Origin of the sequence: Denitrobaculum tricleocarpae (genome assembly GCF_007004665.1) — a bacterium.
In the GTDB taxonomy this organism is placed as follows: domain Bacteria; phylum Pseudomonadota; class Alphaproteobacteria; order Kiloniellales; family Kiloniellaceae; genus Denitrobaculum; species Denitrobaculum tricleocarpae.
This window is the reverse complement of sequence record NZ_ML660071.1, coordinates 1-15,783: the sequence shown is the minus strand read 5'-3', so window position 1 is coordinate 15,783 and position 15,783 is coordinate 1. Positions and strand designations below refer to the sequence as shown.

Below are 15,783 nucleotides of genomic sequence, written 5' to 3'. Positions count from 1 at the left end.
CTGCTCCAGTTGTTGCCATGAGAGTTACAGGTACTGTTCCACCGCTTTGCAGTGGACTGTGTGATCAGGCTCCTTGCGGTCCAGCGAGAGACCGCCGGCGTATCCCGTGCCATCGAAGACCTGCTTCATCCACTGGACATAGACAGTGCAGCTGTTGTCCGCGTGCTTTTGCGCGACCGTCGTGGCGATGACCTTTTTCAGGGGAATGCCCAGGATGTTCTTCACCACGGTCATTTCCTTGCTGGTGACGTGTAGTACGTCGTATGCGATTTCGCTGCGCGCCATGGCCCGCGCGGCATTGCTGGCAAAGGCGTCATGCAACGGCCCCGGAGGGGTAACGCCGACCAGACCCTGGAGCAGATAGGTTTGTGCTGCATCGGTTGAGGCATCGAGTTTCAGGCTGCCCTTGGCGATCAGCGGACCGTCTTTCAAAGACTCGTCCACCCTATCGTCTCGGTTGAAAGCGTAGAGTTCAATGTCGAGAACCGCTTGTTCCTTGCCTGCGTCCATCATCGCGAAAAATACATCGCGCAGGTTCCAGTGATAGGCGCTATTCGTCGAAGGCGGGTAGGTCGTGATCAGCTCCGCCTCGATGTTCTGGGTGGTCTCGGAATGCTTCGGATAAAATGCGAAGAGTTCCTCGCCGTCGAGCTTGTAAACAGCTTTCACCGTAATGCCGTTGGGCACGCCGAGGGTGAGCTCATGATCGCGCGCCACGATGTAGGCATTGGCGGGAATGTCTTCGAAACCGGCCCGCATATAAAGCTTGTCGCCGATGATGTACTCAGTGATGAAGCTGGAAGGATCACACTCGAAGGTGAGATGGTCGCTACCAAAAACAACCTTGCCGGCGATGGCCGCCTGGCAGGAGGTATCGATTTTGTCGTAGGCGACGAGTTCGTGGCGGCTCGCTGCTTCAAGGGCTTGATGAATGTTCCCGAGCTCTGCTTCGAAGACCTGGGTGTTGTAGTAGGTAATGGTTTGTGCTTCCTGCTGGAGAAGCGGGATGTTTTTCTCCACCGCCGCAATCAATTCCATTAAGGTCGCGTTATCGGCTTTCGCCCGCTCGATTCTAACTTCGTTGAGTGTGAACTCAGCCATCCGGCCATCGATTAATAGTCGGAAATTGTCATAATGCATTCCAAGCACGTTTGCGTTGGTAATGGCTTGCGCGATCTCTTGCTGGGTTTTATAGCCATCCATATGCTCAAGAAGCTGGCCGGTCCCCTCAACGAAATTGCGCGCGTAAGGGTCGAATCTCTCCAGCAACTGGGTGAAGTCGTACTCCGGATCCAGGTTCATCGCCTCTGTCAAGTGCCGGGCGACTGTCTGTTCCTTAAATTCCCCTTCCGAGACGAACTCGTTGACTGGGGAGGGATTGAAGGTTCGGACGGCCCCGCCCTCGGCGTCTCTCTCCAAGAACTTCAAATCGAAAACCATGCTGCGGATCGACTGGGCCGCCGGGCTCTCCGTTTCCGCGGCCTTGTTCTCGAAGAAGGCCTTCAGAGGTTCGTAGCGTTCGTTGATTTCGGTCAGATCGTATTCCGGGTCGGCTTTCGCCAGGTTCTTAAGAGCGCGGTCCGCGCCCTTTATGGCTGAACTCACTTGCCTGCTGACCGGGCTCGTGAAGGACACCAGCGGGATCGATTCATCGACCGCACCCTCGAGCTTTGAGAGATTCTTTTCGATGTCCTTCAGGGCTTTTTCGACTTTCTTCTCCGCAGCGGCCTTTTTCTTGGCGGCTCTTTCCTCAGCCTTGAGGCGCTTTTTTTCCGCTCTCTTCTCGGCCTTGATACGTTTTTCTTCTTCTTTAATCCGCTTTTTTTCCGCGCGTTCCTTTGCTTTCTCTTCGGCTGTCGCGGCAAGCTGCACGCTGCCGGGGGCAAGCCCCGTGTCCGCCGACGTCGCGTAAGCCGCTGTCGCCGCACCGGAGGCGCTGCCGATCATCAGCGAGACGGCAAGAAAACAAGAGATCTGACCAAAGTTTCTCATTGGATGTTCCATTGCAGTTGGAAGGTATGGAAAGGGCTGCAGTTGCATGGCTCAGGGCTACGCGGCGCGGCGGTCCTGCTTGTTCGAAAAGTCCTGCCTCCGTACCGTGCTTGCCTTAAACCTTTGGTGTGCACTCAATCGCGCTCATGCCTCTAATTTGATGTATTAAACTTGCCATTCTATGTATTAAAAAAGCTTTGATTTATTAATTTTTTGGAAAGATGCAAGATTTTAATTGAAGTAGATAAATTATTTAATAATATCAGTAACTTAAAATAAAATTATCTTTGAAAAAATTCATCACACCTCCCTGTTTTCCGTCTTGTGAGCTTCAAGGTTTGGTTGTCGAAAATCAAAAATAATATATAATAAACAGTGATTTGATGCAAATTCTTTTGCGCTGAATGGTCTGGCGTGTTGATGTGAGCTAAGCGGCAAGCGGTAAGAATTATTTCTGATTTTTATTTTATATATTGAAATAAAAATTATATAATTTCTTAATTTTTGATTTAGTTTATTGATTTGATGAGAGCGTCTTTATTGCAGTTTTGGCGATCATGCGCTCAGCTTTTCTGAGAGTTCTGCGGTTTCCAAAGCGTTGTCCGCGGCGTTTTCGGTATTCCTGTACGATCCTAGTCAGATGGTCAGATTGAATATCGACTTGAAGATGAGTTTTAGTAATAAAGGTTCTGCATTTCACATTTAGGTGATTTGTATAAATACAAAAAATGGTATTAGTAATGGAGATTTTTAATAATTTCATTTGTAAACAAAAAACGTGTAAAATAATGATTTATAATTTTATGATTTTGGGTATAAGACTTATTATTATTTATAATTGAGATGTTGATTTTGTCGGACTCTGAGTTGTTTAAATTCAAAGGCTTTCAGATTGTCCTGGAGGTCAAAACTTTGGTTGACACTGCAGAATTCTAATTGAAAATTTTTCTTACATTATTGGTTAGAATTTATTCATTTTTGTTAGAAAAGTTCATAATTATACTCGCGCTTCATGTTTTGTCATGGAGACTGGAGCACCGGTTTGTCTCTGGAGAGGGAAGAGCTAGAGGTTGCGATCTGGCGCGGCGACGCGACCGGCGGCGGATTTGAGGCCTTCAGGGTGCCCGCGCAGGACAGCCAGACTGTCCTGGATGTTGTCGCGTGGGTTCAGCAGAACGAAGACCCAACCCTTTCCTACCGCTTTGCCTGCCGTGTCGGGATGTGCGGCTCCTGCGCGATGATGGTCAACGGCGTGCCGCGCTGGACCTGCCGGACGCATGTAAAAAAGGTCCTGAAGGATAAGAAGGTTACGGTGGCGCCGCTGCGTAATCTGCCCGTAATCAAGGATCTCGCCACCGACATGGATCCTTTCTTCGACAAGTGGATCAAGGCTGCCGGCGTGCACCATCCCTCCAAAACACGCGACGATCCGATTGAGCCGGTCGATCCCTCAAGCGCGACGCGGCTCGAGGCCGACACCGGGATCGAATGCATCAACTGTTCGGTCTGCTATGCGGCCTGCGATACCGTGACCGGCAACGCGGAGTATCTGGGACCCGCGGCGCTGCAGCGGGCCTGGACGCTCTACAACGACGCGAAGGATGCCGGACAACAGACGATCCTGGATGCGGTCGCGGGGAACGGCGGCTGCCACAACTGCCACAGCCAGGGAAGCTGCACGCTCCACTGTCCCAACGAGCTCAATCCCATGAAAGCCATTGCGGGCTTGAAGCGCGCCACCGCCGCGTCTTTCTTCAAGAAGCGGAAGTAGCCATGCTCGACATGCGACTCTACATGTTGCAGCGGATCACGGCCTTGATTATGGCTCCCCTGACACTGGGCCATATCGCGGTGATGATCTATGCTATTCAGGACGGCCTGACCGCGGCAGAAATCCTGGGGCGCACGCAGGGCAGTCTCGCATGGTTTCTCTTTTACGGCCTCTTCGTCGTTGCCGTTTCCATTCATGCCGCCATCGGCCTGCGGGTCATCCTGCATGAGACCTTGGGCGTCAAGGGAGCGGCGCTGCGTCTCTTCACCTGGGGGGTGGGTTTAGTTCTTCTGGCGATGGGAGGGCGGGCCGTCTGGGCCGTGACGGTTCTATGATCCGCCCGCACCGCAGTCACCCGCTCTGGTTTGCCTTCGCGTTACACCGTGTCTCCGGGCTCGGGCTTGCGCTCTTCCTCCCTGCGCATTTTTACCTGCTGTCCCTCGCACTCACCGACCCCGTAAGTCTGGACAGCTATCTGGCGCTGGCGGAAAATCCGCTGGTCAAGGTTGCCGAGTTCGGCCTGGTGTTTTTGCTGGCGGTACACTTTTTCGGTGGGCTGCGGCTGATCGCGCTGGAATGGCTGCCCTGGTCCGGGCGCCAGAAAAGCCTGGCCGCCGGCGCGGTCGCGGCGGCTTTCTTCGTCTCGGGCACTTTTTTTCTGCAGGCGGTGTAAAGCATGTCTTCGAACCACGGCATAGAGCGCCATGACACCGATATTCTGATCCTGGGCACGGGCGGCGCCGGCCTCTTTGCGGCCTTGCATGCACAGCAGTCCGCGCCTGCGGGCACCAGGATCACCATCGCGGTCAAGGGCTTGATTGGCAAGTGCGGCTGCACGCGGATGGTCCAAGGCGGTTACAACGTCGCCCTGGGCGGCGGCGATACCGTCGAGCGGCATTTCATGGATACCATCGTCGGCGGCAAGTGGCTGCCGGATCAGGATATGGCCTGGAAACTCTGCGAGCAGGCCGTGGTGCGGGTCCGCGAGCTGGAGAATGAAGTGGGCTGCTTCTTCGATCGCAATGCCGACGGCACGCTGCATCAAAAAGCCTTTGCAGGACAGACCGCGGACCGCACGGTGCATAAGGGCGACCTGACCGGGATCGAGATCATCAACCGCCTGATGGAACAGATCCTCTCGCGCCCCCTCGAGAAGCTGCAGGAACATCGCGCGATCGGGCTGATCCCGACCCGCGACGGCGCTTCGCTGGCGGGCGTTCTCTTCATCGATATGCGTAGCGGCCGCTTCCGCTTCGTGCGGGCGAAGACCGTTCTGATGGCCACGGGTGGCGGGCCCACCATGTACAAGTTCCACACGCCGTCGGGCGACAAGACCATGGATGGCCTGGCCATGGCGTTGCGCGCCGGCCTGTCCCTGCGCGATATGGAAATGGTGCAGTTCCATCCGACCGGGCTTCTGGCGGGTGAGCATACCAAGATGACCGGGACGGTGCTTGAGGAGGGCCTGCGGGGTGCGGGCGGTCAGTTGCTCAATGGCGCCGATCAGCGTTTCATGTTCGATTACGATGCGCAGGGCGAGCGTGCCACGCGCGATGTGGTCAGCCGCAGCATTTACGCGGAAATGCGCAAGAGCAACGTCACCGAAAACGGCGGTGTCTTCATTTCTATGAGCCATCTGGGCCCCGAGAATGTGCGGCGAAAGTTCCCCGGCATGGTCAAGCGCTGCGCGGATAGCGGGTTCGATCTGGCAGCGGGCAAGGTCGAGGTCGTGCCAACGGCTCACTACTTCATGGGTGGCGTTGTCGTGGACCCCGATACCCGCACGGAGATGGAAGGCCTCTACGTTGCCGGCGAGGATGCAGGCGGCGCTCATGGCTCAAACCGTCTTGGCGGTAACGGTGTGGCGAACTCCACCGTTTATGGCGGTGTTGCCGGTGATGTGATGGGGGCGGACATCCGCAAGATGGGCGCGCTGCGGGATCCCGATGAAACGGTGCTCAACCGCGAGGTCGAACGTGCCTGTCATCCGCTGTCAAGAAAACCGGCGAGGATCCAGGAACTCCGCAAGACACTGCAGGATGTCATGTGGGAAGATGTCGGCGTGATGCGGACGGCGCCGGGCATGGAGCGCGGCGTGCGGCGCGTTGGCGAAATCAGTTCTGAGCTGATGGAGTTGGGGGTTGATGGAAGCAACCTGGCATTCAATCTAACCTGGCACGACTGGCTGAACCTCAGATCCCTTTGCGATGTGTCTGAAGTCGTCGCCAAGGCGGGATTGGCGCGGGAGAACTCCCGTGGCGCGCATTTTCGCGAGGACTTCCCCGAGGCGGGCGCGATGGAAGACTCCTACTTCACGGTCGCCCGCAAGCGCGGGAATGATGTCGAGGTCGGCCGTGAAGATGTCCGCTTTACGATCGTACGGCCGGGCGAGACGATTTTGCCTGAGGGCGAGCCCGAAACACTGGTGGAGGCAGGATAATGATCTCCCTTGATTTGATTGAAAAGACCGCCGAGGTCCTGATGGCGAAGGCGGCCATCGAAATTCCGGACGATTATCTGCAGGGGCTGCAGGCCGCCGCCGAGGTCGAGGATGGCGACCTTTCTTCCTTTGTTCTCCATGCGATGCTGGAGAACTATAAGGCCGCAAAGGAGGATGGCCGCGCCATGTGCGGCGATACGGGAACCCCGCGCTGGTATGTGAAGATGGGTAACGAGACCCAGGTTGAGGGCGGCCCCATTGCTTTGGAAGCGGCCCTCAGGCGCGCAACCGCCAAGGCGACCAACGGTGTGCCGCTGCGGCCGAACCGGGTCCATCCGCTCTGGCGGACCGATCACAACAACAACGTCGGAATCGGCGCACCCGAGATCGAATACGGCTACGAGCCGGGCGGAGAATGGATCGATCTGATCACGGTACACAAGGGCGGACTTTTCGGCACGGACTACCGGATGCTGTTTCCGTCCGACGGTATCCAGGGCATCAAGCGCTTTTATCTGGACAGTCTCGTCGCCTTTGGCAAACGCGGCCTAGCCTGCCAGCCAGCCATCATCGGCATCGGCCTGGGCGGCTGCAAGGACACCTGCATGGTTCTGGGCAAGCGCGCCGCCTGTCTGAGGGTCGTCGGGTCCAGAAACCCCGATCCCAGGATTGCCGAGCTTGAGCTGGAACTAAAGGAGCTGGGTAACTCCATCGGTATGGGCGCGATGGGTTTTGTCGGCAAGTCCATGGTGATCGACGCCAACATCGAGGTGGGCTATTGCCATACCGGCGGCATGCAGATGTCGGTCCATGCCTTCTGCCTTTCCTCGCGCCGGGCCGTGGCGCGGGTCTATCCCGACGGGCGTGTGGAGCACCGCACCGACCCGGACTGGTTCACTGACTATCAACGCCGGGAGACTGTGGAATGGGAACCCCCTCAAAGCCACGAGAAATCCGCTTAAGCACGACGCCCACGCCGGAAGCGCTGGCCGAATTGAAACTGGGTGACATCGTCTATCTCGACGGCCTGATCTATACCGCGCGCGAAGGTGTCTACATGCGCGCGCTGGAGCAGAACGCGAACATCCCCATGGAGTTACCTGCGGAGAGCGCCGCGAACTTCCACTGCTCGCCCGCTGCCGCCATCAATCCGGACGGCAGCTACAACATGGGCGCGGTGACGGCCACGGCCTCCTTCCGTTTCTCCAAGTGGATCGGCGCGTGGATGGCCAAATCGGGCGCGAAGCTGATCATCGGCAAGGGCGGAATGAGCGCGCAGGACTACAAGGACCACTTCGTGCCCAATGGCGCGATCTATCTGACCACGGTCGGCTACGGCACCGGCGCCCTGCTGGGCCGCGGTGTGAAGCGGGTGAAGACCGTCCACTGGAACGAGGAGCTCGGTCTTGCGCAGGCCATGTGGGTGCTGGAAGCCGAGAAGATGGGCCCCTTCATCGTGGAGAGCGACCTCGCGGGGAATTCTCTCTTCGAGCGTGAAAATGCAAAGATTTCGGCCAATCTGGCCAAGGTCTACGAAGGAACCAAACCTGCCGTGCTGAAACGCTTCGGTGAGACCGACGACCGGAGCGATGAACTGATCGGCTGATCTGAAATGCGCGAGAGTGAGCCCGTTTAGCCCAGCGTCTCGCGGATCAGCAGCACGATGCCCGACAGAAACATCATCGCGATGATGAGGCGGCGGAACTGGTCATCGGTGAGTTTCTTGAAAACAAAAATGCCGATCTGCGCCGCGATCATGGTTGAGGGCAGGGCGATGGCGATCAGCTTCAACGTCTCCCAGCCATAGGCGCCCTGCAGCGCGAAAAGGAGGGCCGTGAGCCCCAGCACCACGACATTGTAAGGTTGCAGTGTCGCACGGGTTTCCGCCTTCGGCCAGGGCCGCATAGAACACCATATGGTCGGTAGGGCACCGGAGAGAGAGGCCGCGCCGCCGAGAACACCCCCGGCAAATCCGACGGTACTGTCAATGACGGGCGTGGGGCGGGTGAACTTCGGCAGGTTGCGCCGGGCGGTGAAGAAGCCGCCGTAGATAATCAGCAGGGCCGCGATCACCAGTTTCAGGACCGTAGGATCCAGAACCGCCAACGCCGCCACGCCACAAGGCGCCCCCACCAGCGCCGGCAGCAGAAACCGCAGCAGCCTTCTGGGCTGCGCCATCATGCTGTGGCGGACCAGCCAGACACCCTGAACGCCGCTGAACACCGACATCACGACGGCGATGGAAACCGCCTGGACCGGCGGCATGATCTGCAGCCAGAAGCCAAGAGCGAAAAGGGCCGTGCCGAAACCTGCCAGCCCGTTGATAAATCCGCCCGCGGCCGCGCCGAGAAGCAAGTAGAGCGTGAATTCAATCGTCACCGCTGGCGGCGCTCCTCAGTTTGCCTGGCGAGAACTGGCCGATCTCGACGGCCTCGCGAAGTTTCAGGCAAACTTCATCGATGACGCGCGCTTTCGCGTTGTCCTGACGGCTGATCAATCCCAGTTGGCGGACAGGTGCATCCGGGCCCAGAGAGATGCGTTTGAGGGGCAGCGGGTTCATCACCTGCACGCAGCGGCGCGGCACGATCGAGACCCCCATGTTGCAGAGCACCATACTGGAAATGGCCTCCAGTCCTTCCAGTTCCATCGAATCCGCCACCTCGATCTTTTTCTTCTGAAGCCAGTTTTCGATCATCATCCCCACCACGGCGTTGCGTGAAAAGCGGATGAAGGGATTGTTCTTGAGCAGAAAGACCGGATCGTCACTTTCGGTTTCCTGCGCGGCGAGCAGTTGCAGTGCTTCGGATGCAATATCGTGCCACGCGAGACCCCGGGGAATCACACCGGGCTTCGAAATGATGGCCGCATCCACGTTTCCGCGCTCGACCTGGTACAGCAAATCTGTCGTGAGGCCGGGTTGAACCCCGACATGAAGGTCGGGGTAGGGAGCCTTGAGCAGGGAGACCGCGAGCGGAACCAGGCCCGTCAAAGTAGTGGGCACGGCCCCCAGCATCAACTCGCCGGCCAGACCGTCATCGCCCAGGACAGAGGGGACGATATTCTCGTAAGCCTTTACGATCTCGCGTGATTTCGCCACCAGAGCCCGGCCAATCGGCGTGAGTTCAGGCGTGCGCCGCGAGCGGTCGAAGATGGTGACGCCCCACTCCGCCTCCAGGGCTTTCATCTGCTGGCTGACGGCGGCGTGGGTGACGAAAACCGCGTCGGCGGCCGCGCTGAAAGTGCCGTTTTCCTCGACGGCAATCAGCGTTTTCAGCATCCGAATCGACATTCCAGGTAACCCTAAATGTAAGAAAATCTTACAAGCAATGTAATCTATTGTGGCTTTTTACAAAATTGCCTTAACATTATAATTTGTCAAGAAACCGTATCTTCCGGGTTGGTCATTTGACTGTTCCAGATTGAATTCGGGCTTGTTTTGCAAGGGAGGAAAAAATGAAAAAGCTTAAACTGGGAATGCTGGGGGCCGCGGTCCTTGGCTTCACGGCAACGACGGCGCTGGCCGACGACTATCCGGAACGTCCGATCAACATGGTCATCCCCTATGGTGCCGGTGGCGCGACCGATATATCGGCGCGGACCATTGCTGAGCCGCTCGGGAACGCCGTGGGCAAGCCGCTCATCATGGCGAACGTGACGGGTGCAGGCGGCGCGACCGGCTCGGTCGCGGTTCAGAACGCAAAGGGCGACGGTTACACCATGCTGTTTGCACGGGTCGGTTCGCACTCCGTGAATCCCGCGATGAAGGCGACACTGCCTTACACCCTCGACGATTTCCGCTTTGTCACGGTCTATGAGATCAACCCGGTGGCCTGTGCCGTGCGGGTCGATAGCGGGATCGACTCCATGGAGGATCTCGTCGCCAAAGTGAATGAAGGCGGTGTGTCCTACAGCTCTTCCGGCGTCGGCTCGCTGCTGCATCTGGCAGCCGTTATGGTGTTGAAGGAATTCGGTGTCGAAAATCCGCTGGAGAAGGCAACACACATTCCGCAAAAGGGTGGTGGCGCGGCTGCAACGGCGGTCCTGAACGGCACGGCGGCATTCCTCTGCACCAACTCCTCGGCGATCGCCAGCTTCATCTCGAATGGCCAGTTGAAGCCGATCCTGGTTACCACTGCCGAGCCGGTTGCCGGCTTTGACGCGCCGACCGCGGCCGATCTGGGCAAGCCTGCGCTGCATCAGCTTGTCGGTTGGACGGGCATTGCCGGTCCGGACGATCTGCCCGACGAGGTTGCGAAAAAGTGGGGCGACTGGATGGCCACAGCCACCCAGGACGAAAAATTCCGCAGCACCATGGAAGCCCGAGGCTCTATCATTGAGCTCATGAACCCGGAAGATGCGAACGTCTTCATCCAGGGTCAGTACAACACCTTCCGCAAGTTGGTTGACGAGCTGGGCATGCGGATCGAAGGTTAAAAGAACGGCAAAAGTCGTCGAGGTGACAGGCGCCGGGCCCGGAATGTGCCCGGCGCAACCGTCTGGAGTCCGGTCGTCTTACTGCGCGGGAAGCAGAGGCGGGCGCGCACCCGGGGGGAGGGGCAATGCATAATCGTACGATTCAGATACAGCTGGGTGTTGGCGCACTCCTCGCTTCAGGTTTTCTGTTGCTGGTCGCGATTCCGAATTGGGTTTCATCCCCCAGCAACGTGCCGAACATTATCCTCTCGCCGCTCTTCTGGCCCAATACACTGGCGGGCCTGACCGGCCTCGTGGGCCTTGGGTTGCTGCTGACCTCGATCCGGAGTCCAAAGCTGAACACTGCGGCTGTTCCGGACGTCGATGATCGGGCGGCGGCCTACGTCCGTCTGTTTGCGATGGCCGTGATCATGGGGCTGACCATGTTTGCGCTGCCACGGCTCGGAATGGTCTGGACCTCCATGCTGGCCTTTGCATCGGTCGCCTTTCTGATCCGCACCAGTCACCCGGTCGCCGCCTTGATTTCGGCGGTCGTCATGCCGCTGGTTCTCTACATCTTCTTCGCGCATGTGGCCGGGGTCGCTATCCCGCAAGGCGTCTTTGTGAGGTTGCCGTGAGTTTTATCGACAGCCTGCTGGCCGGTCTCTCGCTGGTCGGAAACCTGGAGAGTTTTCTGGCGCTTGCCATCGGCGTCGCGATCGGGGTGATCGGTGGGGCCATCCCCGGTCTGTCCGCGACCATGGCGGTTGCTCTGACGCTGCCCTTTACCTTCACCATGCAGCCGATCACCGGCATTCTGTTGCTTCTGGGTGTTTACAAGGGCGGTATCTTCGGCGGGTCCATTCCCGCGATCCTCATCAAGACGCCTGGCACGCCGGCTTCCTCCGCGACGGTTTTGGATGGCTACCCCCTTGCGGAGAAGGGACAGGCCGGTAAGGCGCTGGGCATGGCGTTGTGGGCCTCCTGTACCGCCGACGTTATTTCCAACCTGTCGCTGATCCTCTTCGCTGGTTGGCTGGCGTCTTTTGCCCTGAGTTTCGGTCCGCCCGAGTTTTTCACCCTGATTCTCTTTTCCCTGACCATTATCGCCGGTGTCTCGGGCGAGAGCCTGCTGCGCGGCGCGCTGTCGGCCATGCTGGGACTCTTGCTGGCGACGATCGGTCTGGATCTGGTCTACGGCACCAACCGCTTCACTTTCGGCGATCCCAACATGATGGGCGGCCTGAACTTCATTGCCGTCCTGATCGGTCTTTTCGCGATCCCTGAAATTCTCGCCATGGTCTGGAACCCGCGTTCTCACGAGGGAACGACGCGTATCATCGGGAAAAACTGGGTCACCTTCAGCGAGTATAAAAGGAGCTTCAAGTCCATCGTGCGCGGCAGTTTTATCGGCGTCTTCCTGGGCTCTATTCCCGGGATCGGCGCGGCACCTTCTGCCTTTCTGTCCTATTCCGAGGCACGGCGGACATCGGCCAACAAGGAAAACTTCGGCAAAGGCGAGATTGAAGGCGTCGCTGCCGCCGAAGCCGGCAACAATGGTGTTGCCGGCGCCACGCTCATTCCGCTTCTGGCTCTTGGCGTTCCCGGCGATGTGATCACGGCGATTATTATCGGTGCCTTCATGATCCACGGGTTGCAGCCCGGACCCATGATGTTCATCCTCAATGTCGATATTATCTACGGGCTTTTCATCGGTCTGATCGTCAGTTCGGTCTTTCTGTTCCTGCTGGGCTCGGTCGCGATCCGTGGCTTTAAATACGTCGCCGATATTCCACGGGGTGTTCTGTTCCCAGCCGTCCTGATCCTCTGTGTCTATGGCGTCTTCGCGGTGAACAACAACATCTTCGATGTCGGCGTGATGTTTGCGATGGGCTGGGTCGGGTTCCTGATGTTGCGCTACCGGATTCCGGCGGCACCCTTTTTGATCGCCTTTATCCTCGGCCCCCTCCTGGAGGATAATTTCCGCCAGGCCATGCTGATGAGCGGGAGCTCCCCAGCCATTCTATTCCGCGGGCCGATCACCTGGTTCTTCTGGGCAGTGACCGCGATCACCGTCGTCGCCATTGTCCACACCGGTATCCGGGCGACGCGCAAAGGTCTTGATCAGCACAAGGAAAACGAAGAGTGAGAGAAGGATGCGTCCAGTGGCTTCACCAGGCACCTGGTGTTTCACCAGTTTTAGTTTCCGGACCATGGGCACAACACTGATATGACAAAGATGCGCGGCGCCGACCTTCTGGCGCAGACACTCGCGGCCGCTGGTGTCACAAAGATCTTCTCGCTCTCCGGCAATCAGATCATGCCGGTCTACGATGCCTGCATCGATGCGAAAATCGAGATCATTCATACCCGGCACGAAGCTGCCGCCGTCTTCATGGCTGACGCCTATGCCCAGCTGACGGGAGAGATCGGGGTCTGCATGGTCACAGCCGCGCCCGGCGCCGCGAACGCCTTAGGGCCGCTCTTCACCGCCCGGCATTCGGAGAGCCCGGTGTTGTTCCTGACCGGAGACAGTCCACTCTCTCTCGATGGTAGAGGGGCCTTCCAGGAGCTCGACCAGGTGCCCATGACCGCCGCGCTGACGAAACTTTCCTTCCGCGCGCAGTCGGCGGCCGGCCTGGGCACGGACATGGCGCGGGCGATCCGCATGGCGTTGTCGGGGCGTCCAGGGCCGGTCCATGTTGCCTTGCCCTTCGACGTCGTGGAAGGCGACGCCGATTCAAGTGCAGTTCCCGCTGCAGGGGCGCTGAAGCGCGAAGAGATGGCAATTCGAAGCGAGGAAGCGGCGATTGTGACGCAGGCCTTGGCGGATGCGAAGCGGCCGCTCGTCCTGACGGGGCCCGTTATGAACACAACCCGCCAGAGCTCGGCCGTAGACGCTTTGGCGGCGGCTGTGGATGCGCCCGTTGTCGCCATGGAGAGCCCACGCGGCCTGAAGGATCCTTCTTTGGGCGATTTTGCCAAGGCTCTGGCAAAAGCCGATCTGTTGCTTTGCCTCGGCAAGCCGGTCAACTTCACCCTCGGCTTCGGTGGAACCAAGGTCTGTGCCGGCGACTGCAAATGGATCGTGATCGACCCCGAAGCGCAGGAGCGTGATCGCGCTCACCTGAATCTTGGCGATCGCTTGAAGCTTGCGGTGGCGGCGGATCCGCGGGATGCGGCCGTGGCCCTCACGAACGCCGGTGACGGCAAGGGAGCACGCGCCGCGTGGCGGGCAGAGGTCGATGACTTAATCGCTGCGCGTCACTTCAGTGCTCAGGACCCGGCCCCCGATGGGAAGATCACGCCTGCCGCGCTCTCTGCGGCGGTTCAAAGACAGATCGATGCGGCTGGCGAGGCGGTGGTTATCTGTGACGGCGGCGAGTTCGGCCAATGGGCGCAAGCGGGCACAAGCGCTTCCAATCGCCTGATCAACGGGCCGTCGGGCGCTATCGGAGGCGGGCTTTGCTATGCTATCGCCGCAAAGAAGGCCAGGCCCGACGCTGCGGTCTTTGCGTTGATGGGGGACGGCACTGTGGGCTTTCACTTTGCCGAGTTCGAGACGGCGGCGCGGGAGAATACACCCTTTGTCGTGGTGATCGGCAATGACGAATGCTGGAACGCAGAGCATCAGATTCAGATGCGCGCGTACGGCCCGGATCGCCTCATCGGTTGCCAGCTGAGTGGTGCGCGCTACGACGAGGCGGTCAGGGGGCTGGGCGGGCATGGCGAATACGTGACCGATCTGGCCGATCTTGACGCCGCGCTCACACGCGCTGTGCAAAGCGGCAAAGCCGCCTGCGTGAACGTCGTGATTGCCGGGTTACCCGCGCCGAGCGGGGCTGGACACTGACGGGCTTGCGTCCTCGGCCTCCTGCGGCGAAGCTGCATCCTTGCCGACGATGTTGAGGGCTTAGCAAGAGGCAGGCGTGCGACCGGAGTACCATGTTCAGAGCGTTGTCGTCGGCAGCGGGGTGATCGGCCTCGCCATTGCGCGTAAATTGGCGCGCGCAGGCCGGGAGGTCCTGATCCTCGAAGCGGAGGACTCCTGGGGGCATCACACCAGTGCCCGCAATTCTCAGGTCATTCACGCCGGCATGTACTATGCGCCGGGGTCTTTGAAAGCGCGTTTTTGTGTCGAGGGTAAAAAACGACTCTACGATTTCTGCCGGACCCGCCATATCGACCACGACCGCATTGAGAAACTGATTGTGGCGACCGCGCCGGATCAGGTTGCGGCTCTGAAAGCCATCCACGACCGGGGCCACGCGAACGGCGTTACCGACCTGACGCTTGTCACTGCCGAGGATGCCATGAAGTGTGAGCCGGAACTGGCCTGCTGTGCTGCCATCCTGTCTCCCTCGACCGGTATCATAGATGCCCCCTCTTACATGAACGCCCTTTTGGGGGAGGCCGAGGCGGCAGGAGCTTTTATTGCCTATCATTCACCGCTGGAGGACGTCGTTGTCACCGACAAGGGATTCGAGCTTTCGGTCGGGGACGCCAACAATACCCGGATGTCCTGCGATCATCTGATAAATGCTGCCGGCCTCGGTGGCTGGGATGTCGCGCGCCGGACAGCCGGGTTCGACCCTACGCTGATTCCGCCCCAATGTCTGACCAAGGGCTGCTACGTCTCGCTCTCCGCTGGGAAGGCGCCGTTCCAGCGATTGATCTATCCCATGCCCGATGGCGCGTCACTTGGCGTCCATTACATCCGCGATATCGCGGGGCGGGTCACTTTCGGTCCGGATGTCAGGGTGATGGACGGCCTGGATCTGGACTACAGCAACGACGGTGCAAACATCGCCGCTTTCGAGCGGGCGGTGCGGACCTACTGGCCCGGTCTCCCTGATGACGCGCTGCAACCCGATACCTGCGGCATCCGTCCCCGCATCACACCGCCGGGCGCGCCGCTCGCGGATTTCATGATCTTGGGGCCCGACTCTCATGGTGTCACGGGCCTGGTCCAGCTTTTCGGAATTGAGTCTCCAGGCCTGACCTCCTCCCTCGCCATCGCGGAATACGTTGCCGAGCTGATCTAGGGTCTGTACTCAATTGGTGCTTTTCGTGACATTGGAACTGTGATTCAAGCTTTCTGATGATAGGAGGTTTGGATGGGCAGAAAGTTATTTTATCTAAGCGACGAAGAGTGGTCTCGGATCGA

14 protein-coding genes are annotated in these 15,783 nt (G+C 58.8%); 11 read left to right on the top strand and 3 right to left on the bottom strand.

Annotation, left to right across the window (positions count from 1 at the left end; genetic code table 11):
- Nucleotides 1-24 precede the first annotated feature (24 nt).
- Nucleotides 25-1,992, bottom strand: a complete 1,968-nt coding sequence (locus tag FKG95_RS28575) for a hypothetical protein (RefSeq protein WP_142899887.1) — start codon at nt 1,990-1,992, stop codon at nt 25-27.
- Between the two features lie 1,042 nt (nt 1,993-3,034).
- Here FKG95_RS28575 and FKG95_RS28570 point away from each other — a divergent pair.
- From FKG95_RS28570 to FKG95_RS28545, 6 genes are read left to right on the top strand one after another with little or no spacing between them, the layout of a single operon-like run.
- Nucleotides 3,035-3,763 (top strand): succinate dehydrogenase/fumarate reductase iron-sulfur subunit, encoded by a 729-nt coding sequence (locus FKG95_RS28570; RefSeq protein ID WP_246116935.1) that lies wholly within the window; start codon nt 3,035-3,037, stop codon nt 3,761-3,763.
- 2 nt (nt 3,764-3,765) lie between these two features.
- On the top strand, nt 3,766-4,098 hold the full coding sequence (locus tag FKG95_RS28565) for a succinate dehydrogenase (RefSeq protein ID WP_142899885.1): 333 nt from the start codon (nt 3,766-3,768) through the stop codon (nt 4,096-4,098).
- On the top strand, nt 4,095-4,436 hold the full coding sequence (locus tag FKG95_RS28560; RefSeq protein ID WP_142899884.1) for a succinate dehydrogenase/fumarate reductase transmembrane subunit: 342 nt from the start codon (nt 4,095-4,097) through the stop codon (nt 4,434-4,436). The genes FKG95_RS28565 and FKG95_RS28560 overlap by 4 nt, the downstream gene beginning before the upstream one ends.
- Nucleotides 4,437-4,439: 3 nt before the next feature.
- Entirely contained in the window at nt 4,440-6,203 is a 1,764-nt protein-coding gene (locus FKG95_RS28555; protein WP_142899883.1) for an L-aspartate oxidase, read from the top strand.
- Entirely contained in the window at nt 6,203-7,165 is a 963-nt protein-coding gene (locus FKG95_RS28550; RefSeq protein ID WP_142899882.1) for a fumarate hydratase, read from the top strand. Before FKG95_RS28555 ends, FKG95_RS28550 begins: the two co-directional genes overlap by 1 nt.
- Nucleotides 7,129-7,809 (top strand): fumarate hydratase C-terminal domain-containing protein, encoded by a 681-nt coding sequence (locus FKG95_RS28545; RefSeq protein WP_142899881.1) that lies wholly within the window; start codon nt 7,129-7,131, stop codon nt 7,807-7,809. The genes FKG95_RS28550 and FKG95_RS28545 overlap by 37 nt, the downstream gene beginning before the upstream one ends.
- A 26-nt stretch (nt 7,810-7,835) precedes the next feature.
- Here the strand turns inward: FKG95_RS28545 and FKG95_RS28540 are convergent, their stop codons facing one another.
- On the bottom strand, nt 7,836-8,582 hold the full coding sequence (locus tag FKG95_RS28540) for a sulfite exporter TauE/SafE family protein (protein WP_142899880.1): 747 nt from the start codon (nt 8,580-8,582) through the stop codon (nt 7,836-7,838).
- Nucleotides 8,572-9,492, bottom strand: coding sequence for a LysR family transcriptional regulator (locus tag FKG95_RS28535; RefSeq protein WP_142899879.1), 921 nt, complete (start codon nt 9,490-9,492; stop codon nt 8,572-8,574). Before FKG95_RS28535 ends, FKG95_RS28540 begins: the two co-directional genes overlap by 11 nt.
- Nucleotides 9,493-9,656: 164 nt before the next feature.
- Here FKG95_RS28535 and FKG95_RS28530 point away from each other — a divergent pair, with 164 nt between their 5' ends.
- The 5 genes from FKG95_RS28530 (at nt 9,657) to FKG95_RS28510 (ending at nt 15,661) form a co-directional block, all read left to right on the top strand.
- Entirely contained in the window at nt 9,657-10,637 is a 981-nt protein-coding gene (locus FKG95_RS28530) for a Bug family tripartite tricarboxylate transporter substrate binding protein (protein WP_142899878.1), read from the top strand.
- Between the two features lie 125 nt (nt 10,638-10,762).
- Nucleotides 10,763-11,254: a tripartite tricarboxylate transporter TctB family protein gene (locus FKG95_RS28525; protein WP_142899877.1), complete on the top strand. Its 492-nt coding sequence runs from the start codon at nt 10,763-10,765 to the stop codon at nt 11,252-11,254.
- Nucleotides 11,251-12,765 (top strand): tripartite tricarboxylate transporter permease, encoded by a 1,515-nt coding sequence (locus tag FKG95_RS28520; RefSeq protein ID WP_142899876.1) that lies wholly within the window; start codon nt 11,251-11,253, stop codon nt 12,763-12,765. Before FKG95_RS28525 ends, FKG95_RS28520 begins: the two co-directional genes overlap by 4 nt.
- An 81-nt stretch (nt 12,766-12,846) precedes the next feature.
- Nucleotides 12,847-14,469 (top strand): thiamine pyrophosphate-binding protein, encoded by a 1,623-nt coding sequence (locus FKG95_RS28515; RefSeq protein WP_218940404.1) that lies wholly within the window; start codon nt 12,847-12,849, stop codon nt 14,467-14,469.
- A 76-nt stretch (nt 14,470-14,545) separates the two neighbouring features.
- On the top strand, nt 14,546-15,661 hold the full coding sequence (locus tag FKG95_RS28510; RefSeq protein WP_142899875.1) for an NAD(P)/FAD-dependent oxidoreductase: 1,116 nt from the start codon (nt 14,546-14,548) through the stop codon (nt 15,659-15,661).
- The last annotated feature ends 122 nt before the right edge of the window (nt 15,662-15,783 follow it).

Bases quoted from the DNA above. Each gene is read 5' to 3' on its own strand.
- FKG95_RS28530 (WP_142899878.1), top strand. From the start codon at position 9,657: ATGAAAAAGCTTAAACTGGGAATGCTGGGGGCCGCGGTCCTTGGCTTC.
- FKG95_RS28550 (WP_142899882.1), top strand. From the start codon at position 6,203: ATGATCTCCCTTGATTTGATTGAAAAGACCGCCGAGGTCCTGATGGCG.
- FKG95_RS28525 (WP_142899877.1), top strand. From the start codon at position 10,763: ATGCATAATCGTACGATTCAGATACAGCTGGGTGTTGGCGCACTCCTC.
- FKG95_RS28545 (WP_142899881.1), top strand. From the start codon at position 7,129: ATGGGAACCCCCTCAAAGCCACGAGAAATCCGCTTAAGCACGACGCCC.
- FKG95_RS28575 (WP_142899887.1), bottom strand. From the start codon at position 1,992: ATGAGAAACTTTGGTCAGATCTCTTGTTTTCTTGCCGTCTCGCTGATG.
- FKG95_RS28555 (WP_142899883.1), top strand. From the start codon at position 4,440: ATGTCTTCGAACCACGGCATAGAGCGCCATGACACCGATATTCTGATC.
- FKG95_RS28560 (WP_142899884.1), top strand. From the start codon at position 4,095: ATGATCCGCCCGCACCGCAGTCACCCGCTCTGGTTTGCCTTCGCGTTA.
- FKG95_RS28565 (WP_142899885.1), top strand. From the start codon at position 3,766: ATGCTCGACATGCGACTCTACATGTTGCAGCGGATCACGGCCTTGATT.
- FKG95_RS28515 (WP_218940404.1), top strand. From the start codon at position 12,847: ATGACAAAGATGCGCGGCGCCGACCTTCTGGCGCAGACACTCGCGGCC.
- FKG95_RS28535 (WP_142899879.1), bottom strand. From the start codon at position 9,492: ATGTCGATTCGGATGCTGAAAACGCTGATTGCCGTCGAGGAAAACGGC.